The sequence below is a fragment of the Rhizobium sp. BK650 genome (assembly GCF_014195325.1).
In the GTDB taxonomy this organism is placed as follows: Bacteria; Pseudomonadota; Alphaproteobacteria; order Rhizobiales; family Rhizobiaceae; genus Rhizobium.
Window position 1 is genome coordinate 111,088 of the sequence record NZ_JACIBK010000012.1, and the last position, 21,549, is coordinate 132,636.

Genomic DNA, 21,549 nt, shown 5'->3' on the forward strand with positions numbered 1-21,549 from the left:
TTGATGATCTGATATCTCGGGAGGAGATGGTAGTGCAACTCAGTAAGCGTGAATTTCTGATAGCTTCGGCCGCGTTGAGCCTGGCGGCCGGTCTTCGCAGCGCCAACGCCGCCACCGCCATCAACTACTGGCACCATTTCGCCAGCCAGTCGGAGATGGCTGGTCTCGCAAAGATCATCCAGCTCTTTACAGCCGCAAATCCGGATGTGGCGGTGACGCAGGAGGGCATCCCCAATTCCGAATATATGGCCAAGGTTTCGTCGGCGGTCGTTGCCGGCGGGCGCCCCGATACCGGCATGGTGATCGCCGAGCGTTTTGCCGATCTTACGGCAATGGGAGCGCTTGTTGATATCAGCGCACGCGTCAATACCTGGGCCGGCAAGGCCAACCTTCCCGACAACCGCTGGACGGGAATGTCGCAGGACGGCGCCATCTATGCAGTGCCAGCCTATGCCTTCGTCGACTGGATGTACTACAGAAAAGACTATTTCGAGGAAGCCGGGCTTTCCGCTCCGAAAACCTTCGAGGAATTCCTAGTCGCTTGCCGAAAGCTGACGGACCCTTCCAAGAACCGCTACGCGTTCGGGATGCGCGGCGGCGCCGGCGCCTTCAAATATGTTATCGACGTGATGGAAGCGTTCGGCTCGCCGCTCGTCAAAGATGGCCAACCGGCCATCGACAAGCCGGCAGCCGTCGAGGCGATCACTTTCTATGCCGACCTTTTCCGCAAGGAGAAGGTGGTTCCGCCCAGCGCCCCGAATGATAGCTACCGGCAGATTATGGAAGGTTTCAGGACCGGTCAGACGGCGATGGTCTGGCACCATACCGGCTCGCTTATCGAAATCTCGGCAGCGCTCAAGCAAGGCGAACAGTTCGCGACCGCGCCGATGCCTGCGGGTCCCAAGGCCCACATTGCCCGCGTCGCCTATGCCGGCAACGGGATCTTCAAGGAAGACAATGTCGAGGCCGCGTGGAAGTGGATCAGCTTCTGGGGCGAGACGGATGCGGCTATCGCGCTTCTCGAGGCAACGGGATATTTTCCGGCCTCCACGGCAGCATTGAAGGACGAACGCATAACGGGCAACCCGATCTATGGCGCGGCAACGCAAACGCTGGAGTTCGGCCGGTTGCCCAACAGTTTTGTCGGTGCCGCCGGTTGGTCGGAGAACGTCGTCAATCCGACGTTCCAGGCAGTCCTGACTGGGCAGTTGACGCCGGAACAGGCCGTGGACCGCTTTATCGAAGGCCTCGAAGCCGCCCTTCGCTAACCTCGTTCAGGCGCGGTGTCCAAACAGGGCGCGCCTTAATCAGGGACGGCGCCATCGCCGATATTCAATGACATCAACCTCATACCGCCGACCGCTCCACCGCCTTGGCGAACTCTCGGAGACAGGTTCCTGGGTCTATCTTCTGCTGTTGCCGAGCCTCTTTCTTGTCCTCCTCGTCGTCGCCTATCCAACGATCTACGGCTTCGTCATCAGTACGCGGGAAATGCGCCTTACCCGGCCCGGCCTCAACGGCTGGGTAGGGATGAAGCACTATGTGGCGATGATGTCCGATCGGATCTTCTGGATCTCGTTGAAGAACACCGCGATATGGGTAACGGCAGCGATTGCCGTCGAGATGACGCTCGGCTTCATCGCTGCCGTCGCACTGAACCGAAATCTGCCCGGGACGAAGATCTTCGGCATCCTGATCCTGCTGCCCTATTTCCTTCCGAATGTGGTCGCCGGACACATGTGGGCCTTGCTTCTCGACCCGCGGCTTGGCGTCATCAATGACATCCTCGTCCGGATAGGCCTGCTTAATACCTACAAGGCATGGTTCGCCGACCCGAATACCGCGCTTGCCGCCACGATCCTCGTCGAAGCCTGGCACGGGTTTCCCTTTTTCGCCCTGTTGTTTCTCGCTGGCCTGAAAGGCATTCCTGAAGACCTTTACAAGGCTGCCGCCGTAGACGGCGCCGGATCATTCACGAAATTCCGGTTGATCACGGTGCCGATGCTTAAAACAGTGATTGCCGCTGCGGTCATCCTGCGCGTCATAAGCCTTGTCAATTCACCCGATCTTCTGCTGGTCCTGACCGGCGGCGGCCCGGGAAACGCAACGCAAGTGCTGTCGCTCTACGCGTTTCAGACGGCCCACAGGGATTTCAATTTTGGCTACGCCGGCGCCCTGTCGGTCGTGATGTTCCTGATCCTGATGATTTTTGCGACGATCTACATCCGCCTGTCACGTATAACCAAAGAATGATCGATGTTGCGAACCAAACATAGCAGGCGCTTGGCAGCAGACCTTCTCACCTATATCGTCCTCTGCGGGCTCGGCATATTTTGCCTTGGCCCGATCCTTTGGATGTTCCTCACCTCGTTGAAGGGCGAAACGGACATCGTCACCTCGCAGATGCAGTATATTCCCCGGCACGTGACATTTCAGAATTACGTGGCGATCTGGACGCAGTCCAACTTTCCGGTCTTGATCAGTAACAGTCTGGTCGTCACCATCGTCACAGTGGCCATCTGCGTTGTTGCCGGCACATTGGCTGCCTACGCGTTCGCGCGGATGACGTTCCGCGGCCGCAACAGCCTCATGCTCAGCTACCTGTTGATCCGCATGTTCCCTGCGGTGATGATGATCATCCCGCTTTATGTGATGATGAAAACCGTGGGCCTGGTGGACAGCCGGTTTGGTCTTGCCCTTGCCTATACGAGTTTCCTGCTGCCGCTCTTCGTGTGGATGCTCAAGGGCTTTCTGGACGCTGCGCCGAGGGAGCTTGAAAGTGCCGCGCGCATTGACGGATCGACGCGGCTTGGCGCCATGGTCCGCATCGTCTTGCCGCTGGCACGCAACGGTCTGCTCGCCAGTTCGGTCTTCATCGCCATCGCCGCCTGGAACGAGTTCATTTTCGCCCTCATGCTGACCACCGGACAGGGATCGCGCACATGGCCCGTCGGGCTCCAACTGATGGTCGGTGAATTCCAGCTGCCATGGGGTGTCCTGGCCGCCGGAGGCATTCTCAGCATTCTGCCGGTCATGCTTCTTTTCGCGATCGTCCAACGGGCGATGGTCCAGGGACTGACTGCCGGTGCGATCAAGGGATGAAGGGGAAGATAATGGCTACACTGTCACTCAAAAACATCCGAAAGTCCTACGGTGCGCTTGAGGTCCTCCACGGCATAGACGTCGAGCTTGAGGATGGCGGTTTCCTCGTCCTGCTCGGACCGTCCGGGTGCGGCAAGTCAACCTTGCTCAACATCATCGCAGGCCTTGACGATTCCTCGAGCGGCGATATCGCCATCGGAGGGCGTTCGGTATCGGCTCTGCCGCCGAAAGATCGCAACATCGCGATGGTCTTCCAGTCCTATGCGCTCTACCCGACGATGTCGGTAGAACGCAACATCGGTTTTGGTCTGGAGATGCGTGGGGTGCCGGCGGACCAGCGGCGCGAAGCCGTGACGCAGGCTGCCGACATGCTGCAGGTTGCCCATCTCCTCGATCGCAAACCGGCGAACCTGTCGGGCGGTCAGCGCCAGCGTGTGGCGATGGGGCGCGCAATTGTCCGCAATCCGGACTTGTTTCTGTTCGACGAGCCGCTTTCCAATCTCGATGCTAAGCTCAGGGTTGAGATGCGCACCGAGATCAAGAGGCTCCACGAGCGGCTCGGGACCAGCATCGTTTACGTGACACATGACCAGATCGAAGCCATGACACTGGCTACCAAGGTGGCGGTGATGAAGGGTGGTCACCTTCAGCAACTGGCCGATCCACGAACTGTCTACGAGCGCCCCGCTAATATGTTCGTCGCCAGTTTCATTGGTTCGCCGGCGATGAATTTCCTGCGGGGACGCGTCGTCAAAAGCGAGCGTGGCTGGCAGTTTAGCGCCGAAGGCGTTGGACTGGAACTTGAAGCCGGCAAAAGCGAATTGACTGAGCGCGACCTGATCCTCGGTGTTCGTCCGGAGGAGTTGAAGATTGTACAAGGGCACGGCGCCTTTCGTGGCGTCATCGACGTGGTCGAGCCCACGGGACCGGATACGATCCTGACGACGGTTATCGGCCGCCAAACCGTAATTGCCCGGGTAGGACCTCGTTTTTCCGGAAAAAGGGGGGATCCTGTTGCCTTTGCCGTGGATGCATCGAGCGTCAATCTCTTCGATGCAGAGACGCAGTTAAGGCTATAGCGCTGGCTTGCTGCGGAGCGTCGCCTTGTGGCAAGAGACGCGCCAGCACCAACCCGGATAGAAAACTGATCGACGCCCCTTTCACGACAAAAGCGAGCGGTTTTCCGAAAACTCCGCAGCCATCTGCGATCGGTGGCAAGAACGCGCTATAGCAAGACGGTCGTCAAAATTGGCCCGTTACGAAGCGGCTGGAACGAGCCTCGGAGGCTCTGAGGAAAGCTGTGGCCAGACGATCTTGCCTCGAAGAGGGGCCTGCATCCACAATCGTGCTCGAACTCAATGAAGGCCCTGCAACCGGTTCCGACGCTCACTCAACAATTCACGTTGAACGAGGTCTCTGGCTTCGTTGGAAAGACCATTCGGCCCAGAGAGGCCGAGCTCGATCAACCTCTCTTCGATGACCTTCGGAACGCTATCGGCTTCGTGCTGACAGAGCCGCACGAGCCATTTCCACTCGTCGCTCGTCATGTCCCTTCGCGCGACCATCAATTGCCTCCCATGAAAACAGTCTAACCACAAAATATCACAATTCTCGTCGAAGGGCAGCGATCTCAGATGTCTCGCGATCAGGCTCTCCGTGCCCCGCTGAATGAGGTGGCCGATGATTATCCGACTGGTTCCGGACTCATGTTCCTCCTATGAGCGGCAGGTGTAGCATGAGCCGGCGTCCGTTCAAGTCTTTAGAAAAATCGATGCTGTTCAGGCGACGCGACGAACAATATGTCCACCGTCGCCGAAATGAGACGACCGCTCAATGCGCCGGACTTATCGCATGAAAAATAGGCTTCGATCTCTACCGCAGAAAATGGATATGCGGTCGGCCGTGGTGAGCAGATGGCTCCACGCGGGCCTCGACACCAAACACCGTTCTCAGGAGTTCTTCCTTCAGGACGCTTTCGGGCGCGCCTTGTGCGATGATCGAGCCTTGTTGCATGACAATCAGCTGATCGCAGAACATGGCCGCATGATTGAGATCGTGAACGGCAATCACGCTGGTCATTGGCAGATCCGATACCAGGCGCAACAACCCGATCTGATGCTGCACGTCGAGATGATTGGTCGGCTCGTCCAGGATCAGTTCCTGCGGTGCCTGAGCCAATGCCCTTGCAATATGCGCCCGCTGCTTTTCGCCACCCGAGAGGCTTTGCCAGCGCTCACCTCGCTTTTGCTCCATACCGGAGCGATGAAGGGCGTCTTCGACGATGCGGTCGTCTTCTCTACTCCACCCCGAAAACATCGATCGATGCGGGAAGCGTCCGAGCTTGACGACATCGACTACCTGCAGGTTTGCGTTTGTCGCCGCATGCTGTTCGACAAATGCGATGCGCCGGGCGATGGACCGCCGCCTGAGAGAGGCGAGATCCCTTCCATCCAGAAGGATACGACCCGCGTCTGGCTGCCTCAGGCCGGCGAGAAGTCTGAGGAGCGAGGTCTTGCCCGAGCCGTTGGGTCCAAGCAGTCCAAGCATTTTGCCCGGCTCCGTCTCGAAGGAAACGTCCCTGAGGATTGTCTTCCTGCCGATTTTCCAGGTCAGATTTTCGACTTTGAAACTCATGACATTCGCTGGAACCGATAGAGGATGATCGAAAAAAACGGCACGCCGACAAGCGCTGTCACAACGCCGATCGGAAGCACTTGTTGGGGTATCAGCACGCGTGAGGCGATGTCTGCAAGCACCATGAAAATTGCACCGGCAAGCGCACAAGCGGGCAGAAGCCGAATGTGAGGCGGGCCAACGACGAAGCGGGCGACGTGGGGTACGACAAGACCGACGAAACCGATCGAGCCGACCATGCTCACGATGGTTGCCGTCATCACAGCCGTTAGCGCAAACAGGACGACGCGCGTGCGGGCGACATTGACGCCGAGCGCTGCCGCGGCTTCGTCACCGAAGGCAAACGCGTCGAGAACGCCGGAATAGGCCAGACAGGCGATCAGGCCAGCGCCGATGACGATCGCAACCAGCATGAATTCGGGCCAGCGCACGGCGCCGAAGCTGCCAAGCAGCCAAAACATGACGTCTCGTGCCTGCTGGGCATTGCCTGATGTCGTGACGACGTAAGATGTCGCAGCATTAAAAAGTTGGGATGCCGCCACGCCGGCAAGAATTGTCCGATCGGCACCGCCCCGGGTGCCGTTGGAGAGGAGCGCGACGAAGACAAAGGCTGCGAAGGCACCCGCAAATGCGCCGGCCGATAGTGAAATCGCGCCTGCCCCGAGGCCGAGGATGACGATCGCGACCGCACCTGTCGAGGCTCCGGCCGAAACCCCCAGCACGTAGGGTTCGGCCAGAGGATTGCGAAGCAGCGACTGCATGATTGCGCCCGACAGCGCCAGTCCGGCACCGCAGAATGCTGCGACCAAGGCCCGGCTCAGACGGTAATCCCAGATGACAGTTTCATGGATCCTGTTGATCTCGATCGCCGTCCACCCGAGGCGGTTGGTGAGAGCATGGAAGACCGTCATTAGCGAAATGGGCAGATCTCCGATGCCGACGCTGACGCCGATCACAACTGCGATGGCAAAGATCGAGAACACGATCAGGCCACTGAATGCAATGGCCTGATGCATCGTCCGGCGTATGTCTGTCACTTCAGAAGACCAAGGATCTTAAGTTGCTCGGCAATCTGTTCGGCCCCATAGATGGTTCGCACCGTCGGGTTCATCGCCTGGCCGTCCATGACAACGATAGCCTTGTTCTTGACTGCTGGCATCTGACTGACGGCCGGGTCCGTCTTCAGGAAGTTTATCTTGGCTTGCGGCTTGTCCAGCTCCCAGCGGTTGCGATCCAGGTTGGCGACGACGATGACGTCAGGATTGGCGGCAATGATGCCCTCCCAGCCGAGCGTCGGCCACTCCGCTTCGGCGGTGATCGCGTTATGACCGCCAAGCAGGCTTGCGATGAAGCCGGAGGCAGCGTTCTTGCCGCCGAGATAGGCGTCGGCCGAGGGAGACTGGCTGGAGAACCAGAAGAGGTAGGAGAGATCGCGACCATCCGCCGAGACGCTGGCACGCAGCCTGGCTTCGCGTGCTTTTAAGTCGGCGATAAGGTTCTGCCCTCGATCTGCGACGTCGAAGATCTGCGAAAGTTCGTCGATCTCCCTGTAGAGCAGATCCATGTTCCACATTTGCTCGCGGCTGCCATATTCGTTCTTGACCTTGTCGGTGCTGAGGCACGTGCTCGGCGAGAGATAGGAAGGTATGCCGATCGTCTCGAAGTCCTCGCGCTTGGCGACCTTGCTCGTCGGTCCGATCAGGCTCGGAAGCGCAGCGGCGACGAAGTCCGGATTTTCCGCAAGAAGCGATTCGAAGGTCGGAAACTCGACCGTCAAAAGCTTTACCTTGGCATTCGCGTCGGCAAGCTGCGGCAACACTTTGCTTGGCCAGAATGCTGTTGCGACCATTTTGTCCTGGAGGCCGAGAAGAAGCATGATCTCGGCACTGTTTTGACCAAGCCCGATCGCTCGTTCCGGCGCCTTGGTGAAGGTCACTCGCGCGCCGCAATTATCAAGGGTAAGCGGATACTTCGTCGGGGCCGCAAGCACGGACGCCGCGGTAAGCAGGAGCGTCGAAGCAATGCCTGCGACAGAAAAAAGCATCTTGAGAGCGGTCACGTGGTATCCTCGATTGAATGGGCGGTGGCCTCAGCGATTTCAAGGCCGTATAACCCCTTCCATCAGGAAAACAAGAGTATTATTGTCATATTTCTGGGCTTGCTCCACGGCGCCAGTGCGATATTTGCTAGGCACGCCCCTCGATGCGTGCGAGCACTCGGTCGAGGGCATCCTGAAGTGAGGTTTGCCCGCCCTTCGTTCGGAAGTCGTTTAAGACCTGTTCGTTGAGCCCGCCTTTGGTGGCGAACTCGCCGCACAGGTCGGCAAACTCGATCCCGAGGCCGTTGTTCGCCCGTCTGGCAAGGCTTTCGAAGAGTGGTGCGAGAAAGGCCTGAGCCTTCGATCTCTCCAGTCCATTTTCTTCGAGCCAAGCTGTCGTAATTTCCATCACACCAAAATAGGTCGACATCAGCGAGCTTGCTGCCGCCAGAAGATCGTATTCCTTCTTCGACGCGCATTGCACCGTCCCGCCAAGGGTGTCGAAAAGTGCGGCAACACCTCGATCGGGAGGGTAGATCGTCGTGATGCCGCGCCTCTCGGAAACGAAAGGTAGCGGTATCGCCTGGACCAGATGCACATCCGCGTCGATCCAGTCGAGCAGTGCCTGTCTCTCGGTGGCCGCAACAAGGCTGATCACCGACTGGCCGTTTCTGAAGACGAGCGCGCTGACAACCTCACGGGCGATTTGCGGACGTATCGCCAGCACAACGATATCGCAGCGGTCAACAACGGCCTGATTGCCGGTTGCGACCTCCACATCGTCGAATTCTGCCTTCAGCCGACTAGCCGTTGCGGCGTTCCGCGGGGAAAGGTAGACCTTTTTGGCATAGGCAGGTTCGGCGAGCATGCCCCGCACCATGGCTTCGCTGATCGCGCCCGTTCCGACAAAGCCGATATCTTTGATCGTCATCTCCTACTCCGCGATCGCCAGGGTTCGATTGTCATGTCTGTCACATCTTCTCGCGCATGAAGTTGGTGGAATTGGCTCGAACGCCCCCGGACAGCATGATTTAGTCAATGTTCCTATCGCAATAGCGCATCGGGGTGTCGGGCTGTAGTCGCCAAAGGATTGCCCGGTGCAGGCCACAGAAATAGCAGCGTATCATAGAAGGAGGAAGCGCTGGTGCTTGCCGGGATCTAGGACGGCTTGTTTTGAGCCCGGCGCCGGCAGCCGAAAGTTGACAAGAGATTCCCCGAACGCCAGAGACGCCGAGCATTCGGAGACATCCGCACGCTCTGGCTGCGATAGTCGCTTTGGTACCATTGAAATGGCGATCGAACTACTATAGTTTAAATTGTCAAATTCCATCATGGAATCGCTTGGTTGCAATTTAGGGCATCGTCTCCGCCAAGGCGGACTTTCGACGACGATCTAAAGGCTCCGCCACAGAACGCCAGTTGATCCGAGGTCGCTCAACTGACAATGCTTAGAGGTCGCAAATGTTCGGCCATAAACGGGTTATCGTTCTGACGCTAGCATCGCTGCTTGCTACTCAGACGGCAGAAGCGGACGGCCCGGCAGGCGTTGCGCGGGGCTTGAAGTCAGCGCCGGCACTCCTTTATATCTCCGAGGGACGCCGGACTTCCGCACCTTTTGCCCACGTGATGTTTTGCGCGCAGCATCCGGATGAGTGCGCTGTTCGCGGCGCCGCTTCGGAAATCGTCTTAAGCCGTTTTGCAGACAAGCAGCTTCACGCCGTCAACGCCTCGGTCAACCGCTCGATCCGCCCCGTCGACGAGCGGCCCGATCAGGGCGACGTCTGGCAGGTGAACGTCAAGTCCGGTGACTGCGAGGATTTTGCGCTGACCAAGCGTGACCACCTGATTGCGATGGGCTGGTCGTCGAAAGCCTTGCGTATTGCCATCACCAAGACGCCCAGCGGCAAGGGCCACGCGGTTCTGGTCGTCAGGACGGATCGTGGGGACCTGGTACTCGACAACCGTACGAGTGAAATCAAGGACTGGAAGGATGTCGGCCTCCGCTGGCTGATGATCCAGTCGCGCGAAGACCCGCGCATATGGTACGAACTTTGAATGTGGAACTGCCGATTAAATCGCGCTCGTCCGGTCTCGCTATTCTCAAGCCACCCCGACGGTTACGCCGTCGTTCAAGAACCGTTGAGTTCGCCGCTTCCGCGAAGTTGCAAGATCCCAAGCTGGACGACTCTGATCAAGTCCGACATGCGCGCGCCACGGCTATTTTGATACTCTTCCAGGCTTGGCGTAGTGAGTGTCACATAGGTCAGCTCGGAAATGCGATTGTCTCTCACTGCCTGGGCGCCCAGCGACCAGATCCGGTCGTATAGTTCTCGATCTGCTTGTCTATTTGACATCGCCATCTCTTCGCCTTTCGATTTGCGACCATAAATAAGTGAGGAAGAAGATGCGCTGACGAGGCCGCAAATTTTGCTGCGTGGACCCCGATCTGCCTGCTCCCGCCTTCATTTGAATCGTTCCGACGCATTCTCAATCGACGGCTTTCACGAGCGGGCCAACCATTTGCGCTGCCGATGTCGGCGCCGATATGGCGCCAGCCGAAGCGGTTCTACGGGATCCGGATCGCGAGCGAGAGCGCGCAAGGCCTTGCTGACTGGAGAGATTCTCAGGATACCGAGGCGAAGATCCGTCGTGATCGCTGCCACACCCGCTTCGCAAGCTGCGCTCACAATTGCCTCGTGCAATTTCTCGGGTTCGGCCTCTCCGGTGAGAACCTGCAGACAGGTTCTCACCGCCGTGAAGAATTCCTCGCCATCGTCGGTCGGCCATTCATTCAGCAGCAGGCGCGCCGCCTCGCAAGCGGTGCGGATCACTCTGCGATCCTTCCCTCCCCGGAAAGCAAAGATTATGGTTGGGAAACTTGTCATTCTCTCGAATCCCATTGTTCCTGACGGTCGTCAGACAGGTTCGTTTCGGCCCGGCGCGCCGCCGTCTCCAGCAGCATCTTCAGGTCTTCGCAGGTAACGCCGTCGGCTCGCATCACCATGGCGATCAGCGGATCGCGAAGAGCTTCGGATATCGTCAGCTCGACGCTCGTTCCGCAAGTTTCGCCGGCAGCGTCGAGAAGCGGACACGGCGCTGACGGCCATATCCGTGAATGGTGTGCCGCCGGGTTGATCGCATCAGCGATTTCGACAGGTTCTTTCATGACGTCTCTCGAAGAAAAAAAAGGGCTCGCACTTGCAGGGTCTTTGGAAGCAGAATGAAGCTCACCCCGATCGGCCTTTCGCTCGGCTATCCATTGGCGTCCCGGCAAGAAGGGATGTTTTGAGAGGCATTGTTGAGCGATCTGCGACATGGCATGCACGACGATAGCGCAATTGGTGGTGCGATCGCGTCCGGAGCGGCTCACGCGCAAATGGGGCGGCATGCGGGCTGCCGAAGCCTGGGCGGCCGCCACGAACACTGAAGGAGTATCCTCGCCAGCGAGGACGACGAACGGATTGTGGGCATAGTCTGCGATCAGAAGCAGTGCCTCAGCCCCTTCGGCAGTTTCCGGCAGTGCAAAGACATTGGCAGAAAAACGTGCAGCCAGATATGTCGCCAGCCTGTCTGTCTTCAGCCGGCCGACATCGGCTTTTCCGGCCCACGGCAAGTCGCTCAAGTCGTCCTCGCCGATACGATCCGCATCCGCGAGAAAAAAATGGCGCGCGCCGAGGGTCGCAAGCTGGATGGCAATCTGCGAACCGGTGCCGTCGCATCCGATGACGACGAAGTCGATGTCGCCAAATCTTGCAATGTCGTGGTGCCGATGGCAAAGGGGCGTCAGCCAGGGATCGCCGCCATCGATTGCGGCGGAGAAGTCCGTCACCGGCAGACCGGACGTCCTCAACGAAACGCCGAATGCGCGCTTGATAGCATCGGGGCTCTGTTCTTCGACAGCATCAGCACTATTGCCGGTGAACAGAGCCCCTCTGCCGCCCTGCCCGAGGCTGCGGGCGAGGAGGCTTGGAAAATCGAGAGGCACGCTGGCGGGCGCTGACAATCGTGAGGACCGGGAACTGACCATTACATCGCCTCCAACTCGTTGGGCGCAGTTACGCGGCTCAGTTGCGCGCTGCGACCATAATTCCTGCCCGTCACGTGGTCGGCAGTCTTGGCGATCACGTGGAATTTGCCGTCGTACCAGAGGCAGACATTGTCGCCGCTATCGTCGATCTCTCGCTGACCCATCCGGGGATCGATCGGCTCCGTGCCGCGCAGAAGCATCTGTCCAATCTCCCAGGCTTGGCGGTCAAGAATTCGTTGGCGCTCGGCAAGGTGAGCCTGGCGGTGCGCAACGGGCTCTGCGGCAAGCAACTGGCTGACGAGGAACAGGATACGGCCACTCCAGGAAGGAATGGCGGCGATGTCTGGGAGGTCGAGGAGGACATCGCCGCCGAGACGTTCGATTCCTTTCCGAGCCATATCGATGAGCGGGATTTGCCGCAAAGCATAGGCGATTATGGATGCCGTCTTCCGGGCGCGGTGCTCAGGATCCAGCTCGGTGGACAGGCATGCCATGCGGAAGGCGCACTCCCAGGGAATGGCGTAGGCCGTGTGCAGGATGCTCTCGAGCGTCTGTAAGTCGTTCTTGTAAGGGGAAACATATCGTAACTCGGCGGGCAGAGATGCCGCCGCCGAGGCCGTATAAAAACCCAGCAGGACATGCCCCGCCTCGTGAAGCAATTGGGCTGCGGTCGCGCCATGATCGCCCTCGCGCAATCTTTCGCTCGAAAGCGCGATCATCGCACTGCCCGGCAATTCCTTCGAATTTGAAAAGGAACAGGACGGCTCGCGCCGCACGCCGACGTGAAGGGTATGCAGACCGGCGGTCAAACGCTGATAGCCGTGCACGTCCATTTCTGCGATCAGGGCAAAGGCCTTCTCCAGATGATCGGCGATGCGGTCCAAGTCGATGTCGCCTGTGGTGGGGGCTTTAAAACCAGGATGATCAGGCATGCAGTGGCGCAGGAGGGCTTGCATGACGGGGCTCCACGCCGGGTTTTCGATGCCGACGAGGCCGATGCCGCAGGAAAGCCGGCATGCCGGCTGGCGTTCGAGTTCAAGGTCTTGTGCGATCAGATCCGTCTGCAGATGGCGGCTGACGATCCGTGCGTCGGGACTGCCCGCCTGAAATTCCAGACTGCGCTCAAGCCCGCCCAACCAGGCCGCAAGCACGGCCGAACGGTAAGGATCGGCGCTGATTGGTCCAGCGACCTCCGGCGAAAGTTCCAGCAAGCGATCATATCCGCCATCTGCAAGACCTGGGAAATAGCCTGACAGCGTCTCTACCTCGGCTGAGCAACCGACGAGCTTGGAAGCAGCCGCAAGCACCCGGCCGTATTGCAAACGCCGCTTCAAAAGGTTGCGTGTTGCGACGCGCTGCAGAGAGATGGCACTTGCCATCAGCGGATTGCCCTTGAGCAGGAGGCGCGCATCGTCTGCAAATTGTCGAATATGGGACGCGGACATCGAGCGCCTCCTTGAATTTGTCTTTGAGCGAGTAAAGGTTTGCGTTTCGGGCGAAGAAGCCCTGGGTTCGGGGCAGCTTCGTCCGCCATCGGAACGTCATGCGCTATCTGTTGACAGGCACTATTTCCGAAGGGCGTCATTCGCCCGCAAACACCGCGTTAAAAATCCGTAAAAAAGAGCCTAAGCAATAAAAAAGCCCCCTCGGCAGAGGAGGCTTGGATTTTGAAACGCGTTCCTGCAGGTCAGATAGCTAGCGCTGCCTGGACTGCTGCCTTAGCGTTCGGCAGGCCAGACCCAAAGAAATAGCCCATCCCGAGGGCGTCTTCGCTCTCGGCATTCATACAATCAACCGTCAGCTTCCTCGTTCCGGGCGCGACAATGGCATCCAGGCGGGATGCGGCCTTCAAAATCGATTTCACATGAGGTCCGGACAGGCGGGCAGAGGGGTTGTGGCGGCTCTTGTGAGCCCGTTGTATCAGGGCGCATAATCCACCCACTTGCGCGGATGCGCCGGAGGTGCCCCCGAAGGGGGTATAATATCCTCCGCCAATACCGGGGTTGGTTCCGAACGGCACGATGGCCGACCACGGATCGGAGCCGTGATTGTAGCCGAAATTCCCAGACAGGTCCGTCGTCAGCAGCGAGAAGTGCGAATAATAGTATTCTCGCGTTCGAAAAGCGCTGTAATCGTGCTGCGCGGAAAATGGCGAAAGCCTGTCGAGGCGCAACTGATGCCGGTTGAAGACTTCACCATCGTCGGAGGGGGAGACAACCGTCAAACCCTCGCCGTAATTGCTGTAGCCGGAACGGAATCCTTCGACGCTGACGGCGCCAACGGCGATGATGCCGTTGTTGTCGGCGGCAAGATTTGCCGGATAGATCAGCTGGCTCTCGCCACTGTTTCCTGCAGCGCAGACGATCGGGATATGCCGGCTGATGGCAAGGATAAGCTGTTTGAGGATATGCCACGGGCGATCGGGATTGGAGCCTTTCTGCGCCGCTTTCGGCTCCAGTTCAGGTCCACCCTGGTCGGCGAAGGCGATGCGCGTGAAGAGATTGGCCGTATCCTGGTTTTTCCACAATTCCAGGTCCGCCTTCAGCTCGTTCTTCGGATCGACGATACTGCGTTTGGGGTCCGGTAGGCCGCGCGGCATCACGATTACGTCAGCTTTCTGATGATAGGCGTAAAGAAAGGCCGCGATGAACTGCCTGACATCATCCTCGAATGAGGTCCTGATCGAGATGAGCCTTGAGAACGGATCGACGCCGAAATAGGGGATGACATTGCGATTGCCGCTCGTGCGAAGCTCGTTGCCATTGCCGTAGAATGCTCCTTCCGGCGGGAGGCTCTCTGTGCCGCCTTCCATAACAACAGCGGGTTCGCCGACGATCAGTCCTGCGCAGCAGGTACCATGCGATGCAAAAAGCGATTCCGGATTGTATAGCCGCCGCAGAACTCCCTCCGATGCGGCATATTCGGCAACCAGGTCGCCGAGATAGTCGCGGTCGTCATTCGAGAGGCCGATATTGCCAAGGCCAGCAATGTCGAGCCCGGCGAAGAAGGCATGCCTTTCCTCGCGGTCAAACGACGTGGTCGTATCGAGAACTTCGAGCACGCGTGCTCCATAACGGTGGGTCGTCAAATCGATCGACGCCTCCCGGTCAAGCCGAGTCCTAAGGTTGGGATGATCCGGAGAGACGCCGACATCGATCAGCGCGACCCGCGCGGGTCGCAACGGGCCGGCCGCAGCGATGGTATCCCAGACCGTTCCGGTGATGAGGGGATCAGTCAGCGCGCGTGCGGCGCTCGCATCGAGCGCGGGCGTAACGGGCGGAGCCGGTCCGTATTCTGCGTCGATCACGCCAAGGGCCGTCAGGTGCCAGAGATAGTAGTAGTCGATCGGTGCGGGCTCGGGCATTTGTGTTTGATCCGTCATGGTTTTGATCCTGTTGAGCAGCAGCTGGCGAATTCAGACCCATTCGTCGTGTACGGCCTGGAACAGAGAGCCGAACGCATCATGGAGGTAGGGAGCGAAGCGTCGGGCGAGATCTCGTCCTGCCTGCGTGTCGCTCGGATAATGCAGGCCCGCCCATTCGCGGTTTTCGGCGACATTCTGGGCAATGCGCGCAAGCTCGTCCGTGGCCGGATGTTCCGGCAGGATCGTCGAAAACGCGAAGGCGATCGAAAAGCACTGGAACGCGTGGTTGCTGGGATAGGACTCATGGACAGGCACTGCCAGCAATGGCCGCAGCATCGGCTCGAATTGATTTGGCCGCAACCGGTTGAACTGGCTCTTGTAGATCAGCCCAACATATTCACAGGCCGTCAGGATTGCCTGAAACAAGCCTTCCGTCTGCTCGAAACCGCCGAGGTCCTCGATATGCAATGCGCGGGTGAATTCCGCCACCGAGATCGTCGACTCGATCTCGATGTCCGGCAGGCGCCGCACGCGTTCGCGGTCGCGACGCTGCATGGACAGCAGCACCGTCGTCTCGAGGCGGGTATAGTCGGGGCCCGGAGGCGGAAGTATATCGAGCATTTCCCAGGTGAAGCGGCGCGCTGCGGTATAGGCGTTGCGAGACGGCTGCTGGTGCAGCCTGCGCAGCTCGAAGGCGGGGATAAGCTGCGACGTACCGAGGCTGGCGCCGTCCAGCGTCGACTTGTTCTTGTTCTTATTCTTATTTTTGTTCTTGTTTTTGTTCAACGACGCCTTGTTGAGCACCGTCTTGTTCGCCACGCTTTTGTTGAGGACCGCCGCTACGGCCATCGTTGCCATCATTGGCCCGGGCAGGGGCGATCCATCGTCATCCGTGCCAAGGAAAAGCAACGGTTCGGAGGCTGCGTCAGGCGGGACCAGTGGTGCACCGGCGAGGCCGCCAAAACCAGTTTCATCCCGGGGTTCACATGGAAGAACCGTGTCCGGCTCAATCTTGAATCTATATGTGTTCAGAAATGAAACAATCTTTGATTGTAGATCTGGAGTAGTATCCGCTTCCATTTGCCGCCTCCTTGCGCAAAGTTCAGAAAATTGTCCGGTTTAACGCAGTCTGGCGCCGGCCTTAAGCAGACCGTCGATCAGGATCTGGCCGCCGCCTGTATTGAGCAGCGGATAGCCACTGCCGCGAAAGGCGTTGATGGAGAAGCCGCCCTCGACCGCGTCCAGACGCTGCAGGTAATGGCGGGCGCCGCCAATATCCCCGGAATGGGCGTGACTGGAGGCAAGATAGCGCAGCAGACTGTTGAAGTTCGGCCGGGCCCGCAGGGCCTCCTCACCCGCCGCGATGGATTGGGCATGATTACCCGCAAGTGCGGCCGCGATGCATTTCGTCGTGTCGAAATAATATTTGTGCGGGCTGTAAACACCGAGTTCCTGCACCCAGCGGGCCATGGCGACCGCCTTGTCAGGCTGGCCGGCATAGCAATGGAGCATAGCATAGAGGTCCCAGCTGAGGGGCAGGGCCGGATTCAGGCGGATCGATTTTTCAAACAGGTTTGCCGCATAGTCATATTCGCAGAAGAGAAAGGAATGGACGTGGCCAACGAGCGCGAGCGATACGGAATTCTGCGGATCGAGTTCCAGTGCCTTGCGGGCATAAGCCTCGGCTTCCTCGATCAGATGTGCGTCCAGAGCATTGAAGCGTTGGCCAACCTGGAAAGTCCGGATGAACGAAAGCCAAGCAAAAGTCGATGATCGCGGCTGATATTGGATCTGTTCTTCCAGGCGCCGCTCCGCCTTGTCCAGATCGTCGCGCGACAGCCGGAAGATCGCATTGACAGCGTCAATCAGCAGGCCGTCTTGCGACAGCCGACTGTCGTTGGCCTGCGTTTCCTGGAAGTAGGCAAGCTGATCGACTGCCTGGCTGATCAGCGCCGCGGCCGTGCCGAACTCGCCGCGTTCAAACTGCGCGCGGTTGATCGCCTGACTGCCCAGCCAATGAATGCGGTTGTTGATCAAGTGCTTCATCACCAGTTCGATCAGCACCATAGTACCGTCGAACGTCAGGCGAAGCTGCAGGCAGATCGGAAGACTGATCTGCTGTTTGGAAGCCTCAATATCCGGCAGGGTGAAGGAGAGATCGGTGACGCCGATGCTAAGCCCATCGGTAACGGCTTTTGCAATGAGGTTCTGGAATCGTGCCGCAGCAATCTGCCCGCCCTCACCAGCACCCACCAGGATAGGCGAGTGAAGGAGCATGACCCATTGCCCGTCACCGCCCGGCGGTCGGGAGGAGGGATCGCGACCGGCAGCTTCCACAGGCTTGCCTGGTTTCGGCATCTCCGGGGCGCCCGTCAAAGGCAAAAGGGCGGAATGTTTGGCGATTTCGCGGCTCGGCTGCTGGCGAGGCTCGAAGACATCGTGGACTCGTCCTTCGTCAAGCCTGCGGTACCAATTCTGTCGCTCCAGCGTTAACCAGTCCTCGAATTCGGGATCGCGGATGTCGATACCTTCGAGCAATTCGTCGGTGACTTGATCTGCAGACCGTTCTCTGCGAGCCACAAGGTCGGTATCGAGAACGAGCCGGTCCATATCCAGCCAAACGGTATTCTTATCCGCAATCAAGAGATCACGTGCTGGCCCCAAGCTCTTATGAATGTCCAAAAGGGCCTGGCGTAGACTGGCTGCCGCCTGGTCGTCAGAGCGATCGCTCCACAGCTTGTCCCTAAGCCAGATTCTCGTGCGCGAGCCCCTTGCGGATAATGCAAGCATCGCCAGAAGAGCCTGTGCCTTTTTGGATTTCGGAGTGACCGAGCGTCCTGCGGCGTCCACAAGGGCAAAAGGCCCGAGCAGGAACATCCGAAACGGATTTTGCTCCTCGTTTATGCGATCCACCGGCCCCGCCCTCGTTGCCTCCGATGCGCGTGTTTGGCAGGCCGAAGACCTGGCATCCGCAAACCAGTCTGCCACAACTGGAACGTCTGGCAAGCAACCGGAAAGAGAAATCGGGACTACCGAAGGTAAATCGATGTTATGGCGTTGATTGAGCTGAAGCATAACCGGCTGAAATCCCTCTGCGTAACTTCGCAAATCGGCCGTAGCACCCCACCGTCAAAGCAGCGTCAAAGAAACGTCGCTTAGCGTCATGCGGCATTCGCCACCGGCTTTGAAACACACAGGGTCAATACCGGTCGCAACTAGGCAAAAGGTTGACCAGCTCAGCGCCGCCAAAGTTCAGAGTGTCATGAGTTTTGAAAATCGCGGGTTCGATCCGGCTTTACGCCGCGGGGACATCATGAAACACACTGTCATGAAGGGGGTGAGGTCAACGGAACCGCGCCCATCATTGCGTATTCACATCACCCCCATGACCCTCAGCCTCATCAAGCGGTTCGATCTGCACTCTCGCGACAGACGACGCGCAATGCGGATAACGTCGCCGCTGCAGGACAGCTCCCCAACGGGCGAGGCCGCCCGATAGGGCTATCTGGTAGGTATTGTAGAATATGCAAATATACGCATAATCTTGCAGCTGGGCTGCCAGATAGATCGATCGAGGGTTCCGGGGGATGTCATGGAAACAATCGTCGAGGACGCGCATGCTGGCGTAGTATCGCCCGAACTCGTGGTCGATGCCCTGTTTGCCTGCCGAAAGACGGCAGCGATCAGGGCGGCCATCGAGCTTGATCTCTTCACTCATATTGGCGAGGGGAAACCAGCAGCATCGCTGGCGCAGGCAACGGGTGCTTCCGAGCGTGGTGTGCGCATCCTGTGCAACTACCTCGTGGTGCATGGTTTCCTGACAAAGGAGAGCGAGCAGTACCGAATGACGCCCTCGACCAGAATGTTCCTCGACCGCAATTCGCCCGCCTATATGGGCTCTGCCGTCGAGTTCACCGCCGCGCCCGAGATATTGGATAACTTTTTGCGCGATCCGGCCGCGGTCGTGCGAAATGGCGGCTCGGCCGGACTGGCGAACCTATCTGCAGATAACCCTGTCTGGCTGAAATTTGCGCGCGGGATGGGCTCCTTTACCGGGCTCAGTGCCAAATTGCTGGCTGACGAGATTTCCAGCTGGCCGAGGCCTCCTAAAAAGGTTCTGGACATTGCTGCAGGTCCAGGTCTTTTCGGGATCGAAATTGCAAAGGCCTTTCCATCGGCAGAGATCGTTGCCGTCGACTGGGCTGCCGTGTTGGAGTTGTCACGGCAGAATGCGCAAAAGGCCGGCGTTGCTGAACGGTACCGGACGATCCCCGGCAGCGCCTTCGATGTGGATTGGGACACGGGTTATGATCTTGTCTTGCTTCCGAATTTCCTGCACCATTTCGATCTGCCGACATGTGCCCAACTGTTAGGAAAGATCATCGCGAGCCTTGCAGAGAATGGCCGGATCGTCGCCGTCGATTTCGTGCCGAACGAAGATGGCGTATCACCACCCTTTCCCGCAGCATTCTCCTGGGAGATGCTTGCCGGTACGCCGGCAGGTCAAGCCTATACTGAAAGCGAGTTGACTGAGATGGCAAGGCTCGCTGGCCTTGCGGGCGTCAGGGTCAAACCGATGCCGCCAACGCCAGCAAGCCTTATTCTCTTTGAATAGCCCGGTCGACTGTCGCCTGCGCCGCGTGGCTGAAACGTGCCGAGTAGCCCAGTTCACGCTTTTCCCGGACGTTGGGGACCGGTCGCCAGGGCTAGCGCCGCGGCGACTTTTGCCTATTGTCAGGATATAATGTTAAAGTTATGTGACACATTGTGGAATGGCACGCCTCTCAATCGATCGACCTTGGAGCGGATATGGCAGAACAGTCTAACCGTCTAATATTGCATACCAACGCCCGAGACGAGGTTTTTGCTGAAGAGCAAGATTCCGTTGCCGACTTTTCGTTCAACTCGACCGTCGCGAATGTCTTTGACGATATGGTCAGCCGATCGGTTCCTTTTTATGGCGAGATGCAACGGATGGTTTGCGAGCTCGCAAAGGATTTCGCACAGCCTCAGTCGAAACTCTATGACATTGGCTGCTCCACGGCCACGACGCTTCTGGCGTTGGACCGGGAAGTCGACAGCCACATCGATTTCGTCGGGATCGACAATGCTCCGGAAATGCTGAAGAAAGCTGCCGAAAAGATCGCGGAGTCAGGAACCAACCGCTCCATCGATCTTTACACGGTCGACCTTCATCGCGGCTTCTCGATTGAGAAGGCAAGCGTGGTGACGATGGTGCTGACGCTGCAGTTTGTTCGTCCACTCTACCGCGAGCGGGTCATGCGGACGATTTACGACGGGCTCAACGAGCAGGGATGCCTGCTCCTTGTCGAAAAGCTGACGAGCGAAGATACGACGTTCAACCGCCTGTTTATTGATCACTATTACGATTTCAAGCGAAGGAACGGTTACTCGACGACCGAGATCGCGAAGAAGCGGGAGGCGCTGGAAAACGTCCTTATTCCTTACCGCCTGGAGGAAAACATCCAGCTCCTTCGCGAGGTTGGATTCAAGAGCACGGAGGTCTTCTTCCGCTGGTACAATTTCTGCGGGATCGTCGCAATAAAGTGAGCATCATGAAAGACATCATGCTGAGGAGCGGCACGTTTCTCTTCAAGTATCGCAATCAGGTTTTCCCGCTGATCATCATAGCGCTCTTTATCGCCGTGCCGCCGTCGACCGCGCCATGGGGAAATCCTGCGCTTGAACAGGCCAAGGACGCGCTGGCCCTGCTCATCGTGGTCAGTGGGCTGATCTTGCGGGCAACCGTTATTGGCTATGCCTACATCAGGCGGGGCGGCTTGAACAAACGTGTTTACGCCGATGAGCTTGTCACCGAGGGCATGTTCGGCGTCTGCAGAAATCCGCTCTACGTCGGCAACATGCTGATCTATGCCGGACTGTTCGTCTTCCACGGCAATCCGGCCGTGATCGCGGTCGGATGCACTCTCTTTGCCTTTTTCTACCAGTGCATCGTCTACGCCGAAGAGGCTTTCCTCCATGATAAGTTCGGCGCTCCCTACGAGGCCTACTGCCGAGATGTCCCGCGATGGACATTGAAGCGCAGCGCCTTTTACGAATCGACGACGGGGATGGCGTTCAACCTGAAACGGGTCGTGGCGAAGGATTATTCCACGATGTCGTCAACCTTTATCGCACTGTTGGCAACCGAGTTTTACAGGGTCTCAATCGGCTCGATTACCGAAGAGGAGCAAACCCGTGCAATCGCGCTGGTATTGCTGCTTGCGGCCGTTCTCGCCCTCACAGGCTTAGTCAGCGCTTTCAAAAAGCGTGGCGTATTTGAAGAAATCCCATCCGAAAGTATCCAATAAGGCTTGCGTCTTTCTACCGCGCTGCTGCCGGCATCGCGTTTCGGCGGTTTCA

The 21,549-nt window shown here is 58.4% G+C and carries 20 protein-coding genes and 1 pseudogene; 8 read left to right on the forward strand and 13 right to left on the reverse strand.

Features of this window, described 5'->3' with window-relative positions; translation table 11 throughout:
- Positions 1-26: 26 nt before the first annotated feature.
- From FHX15_RS24640 to FHX15_RS24655, 4 genes are all read left to right on the forward strand, one after another.
- A complete protein-coding gene (locus FHX15_RS24640; protein WP_210290835.1) occupies positions 27-1,268 on the forward strand; it encodes an ABC transporter substrate-binding protein in 1,242 nt (413 codons plus the stop codon).
- A gap of 67 nt (positions 1,269-1,335) precedes the next feature.
- Positions 1,336-2,253, forward strand: coding sequence for a carbohydrate ABC transporter permease (locus FHX15_RS24645; protein ID WP_184400993.1), 918 nt, complete (start codon positions 1,336-1,338; stop codon positions 2,251-2,253).
- Positions 2,254-2,256: 3 nt separating this feature from the next.
- Positions 2,257-3,102 (forward strand): carbohydrate ABC transporter permease, encoded by an 846-nt coding sequence (locus tag FHX15_RS24650; protein ID WP_184400994.1) that lies wholly within the window; start codon positions 2,257-2,259, stop codon positions 3,100-3,102.
- A gap of 11 nt (positions 3,103-3,113) precedes the next feature.
- Positions 3,114-4,181, forward strand: coding sequence for an ABC transporter ATP-binding protein (locus FHX15_RS24655; protein WP_184400995.1), 1,068 nt, complete (start codon positions 3,114-3,116; stop codon positions 4,179-4,181).
- Between the two features lie 276 nt (positions 4,182-4,457).
- Here the strand turns inward: FHX15_RS24655 and FHX15_RS24660 are convergent, their stop codons facing one another.
- From FHX15_RS24660 to FHX15_RS24680, 5 genes are all read right to left on the reverse strand, one after another.
- Positions 4,458-4,667 carry a hypothetical protein gene (locus tag FHX15_RS24660; RefSeq protein WP_184400996.1) on the reverse strand — a complete coding sequence of 70 codons (210 nt, stop codon included), beginning with the start codon at positions 4,665-4,667 and terminating at the stop codon, positions 4,458-4,460.
- 307 nt (positions 4,668-4,974) lie between these two features.
- Positions 4,975-5,736, reverse strand: a complete 762-nt coding sequence (locus FHX15_RS24665; protein WP_184400997.1) for an ABC transporter ATP-binding protein — start codon at positions 5,734-5,736, stop codon at positions 4,975-4,977.
- Complete coding sequence (locus FHX15_RS24670; protein WP_184401073.1) at positions 5,733-6,752, reverse strand: FecCD family ABC transporter permease; 1,020 nt, start codon at positions 6,750-6,752, stop codon at positions 5,733-5,735. The genes FHX15_RS24665 and FHX15_RS24670 overlap by 4 nt, the downstream gene beginning before the upstream one ends.
- A 17-nt stretch (positions 6,753-6,769) precedes the next feature.
- A complete protein-coding gene (locus FHX15_RS24675) occupies positions 6,770-7,795 on the reverse strand; it encodes an ABC transporter substrate-binding protein (protein ID WP_184400998.1) in 1,026 nt (341 codons plus the stop codon).
- Between the two features lie 127 nt (positions 7,796-7,922).
- The gene (locus FHX15_RS24680; RefSeq protein WP_184400999.1) at positions 7,923-8,705 is read right to left on the reverse strand and encodes a pyrroline-5-carboxylate reductase; all 783 of its coding nucleotides are present in this window, start codon (positions 8,703-8,705) and stop codon (positions 7,923-7,925) included.
- Positions 8,706-9,235: 530 nt separating this feature from the next.
- Here FHX15_RS24680 and FHX15_RS24685 point away from each other — a divergent pair.
- Positions 9,236-9,829 (forward strand): transglutaminase-like cysteine peptidase, encoded by a 594-nt coding sequence (locus tag FHX15_RS24685; protein ID WP_184401000.1) that lies wholly within the window; start codon positions 9,236-9,238, stop codon positions 9,827-9,829.
- Between the two features lie 74 nt (positions 9,830-9,903).
- Here FHX15_RS24685 and FHX15_RS24690 read toward each other — a convergent pair whose 3' ends face one another.
- The 8 genes and pseudogenes from FHX15_RS24690 to FHX15_RS24725 form a co-directional block, all read right to left on the reverse strand.
- A complete protein-coding gene (locus tag FHX15_RS24690; RefSeq protein WP_184401001.1) occupies positions 9,904-10,134 on the reverse strand; it encodes a hypothetical protein in 231 nt (76 codons plus the stop codon).
- Between the two features lie 141 nt (positions 10,135-10,275).
- Positions 10,276-10,674, reverse strand: a complete 399-nt coding sequence (locus tag FHX15_RS24695) for a DUF982 domain-containing protein (protein WP_184401002.1) — start codon at positions 10,672-10,674, stop codon at positions 10,276-10,278.
- Entirely contained in the window at positions 10,656-10,883 is a 228-nt protein-coding gene (locus tag FHX15_RS31815) for a hypothetical protein (RefSeq protein WP_184401074.1), read from the reverse strand. The genes FHX15_RS24695 and FHX15_RS31815 overlap by 19 nt, the downstream gene beginning before the upstream one ends.
- 321 nt (positions 10,884-11,204) lie before the next feature.
- A pseudogene (locus tag FHX15_RS31590) lies at positions 11,205-11,801 on the reverse strand (ThiF family adenylyltransferase); the annotation flags it as partial.
- Complete coding sequence (locus tag FHX15_RS24710; protein WP_184401003.1) at positions 11,801-13,246, reverse strand: aKG-HExxH-type peptide beta-hydroxylase; 1,446 nt, start codon at positions 13,244-13,246, stop codon at positions 11,801-11,803. The pseudogene FHX15_RS31590 and the gene FHX15_RS24710, both read right to left, overlap by 1 nt.
- Positions 13,247-13,488: 242 nt before the next feature.
- The gene (locus FHX15_RS24715; RefSeq protein WP_184401004.1) at positions 13,489-15,183 is read right to left on the reverse strand and encodes a S8 family serine peptidase; all 1,695 of its coding nucleotides are present in this window, start codon (positions 15,181-15,183) and stop codon (positions 13,489-13,491) included.
- A gap of 33 nt (positions 15,184-15,216) precedes the next feature.
- Entirely contained in the window at positions 15,217-16,245 is a 1,029-nt protein-coding gene (locus FHX15_RS24720; protein WP_184401005.1) for a phosphatase PAP2 family protein, read from the reverse strand.
- Between the two features lie 39 nt (positions 16,246-16,284).
- Positions 16,285-18,240: an SARP family transcriptional regulator gene (locus tag FHX15_RS24725; protein WP_184401006.1), complete on the reverse strand. Its 1,956-nt coding sequence runs from the start codon at positions 18,238-18,240 to the stop codon at positions 16,285-16,287.
- A gap of 517 nt (positions 18,241-18,757) precedes the next feature.
- Between FHX15_RS24725 and FHX15_RS24730 the strand changes: the two genes are divergently transcribed.
- From FHX15_RS24730 to FHX15_RS24740, 3 genes are all read left to right on the forward strand, one after another.
- Positions 18,758-19,780 (forward strand): bifunctional 2-polyprenyl-6-hydroxyphenol methylase/3-demethylubiquinol 3-O-methyltransferase UbiG, encoded by a 1,023-nt coding sequence (locus tag FHX15_RS24730; RefSeq protein ID WP_184401007.1) that lies wholly within the window; start codon positions 18,758-18,760, stop codon positions 19,778-19,780.
- A 194-nt stretch (positions 19,781-19,974) separates the two neighbouring features.
- Positions 19,975-20,736, forward strand: coding sequence for a carboxy-S-adenosyl-L-methionine synthase CmoA (gene cmoA / locus FHX15_RS24735; protein ID WP_184401008.1), 762 nt, complete (start codon positions 19,975-19,977; stop codon positions 20,734-20,736).
- 5 nt (positions 20,737-20,741) lie between these two features.
- Positions 20,742-21,497, forward strand: coding sequence for an isoprenylcysteine carboxylmethyltransferase family protein (locus tag FHX15_RS24740; protein ID WP_184401009.1), 756 nt, complete (start codon positions 20,742-20,744; stop codon positions 21,495-21,497).
- The last annotated feature ends 52 nt before the right edge of the window (positions 21,498-21,549 follow it).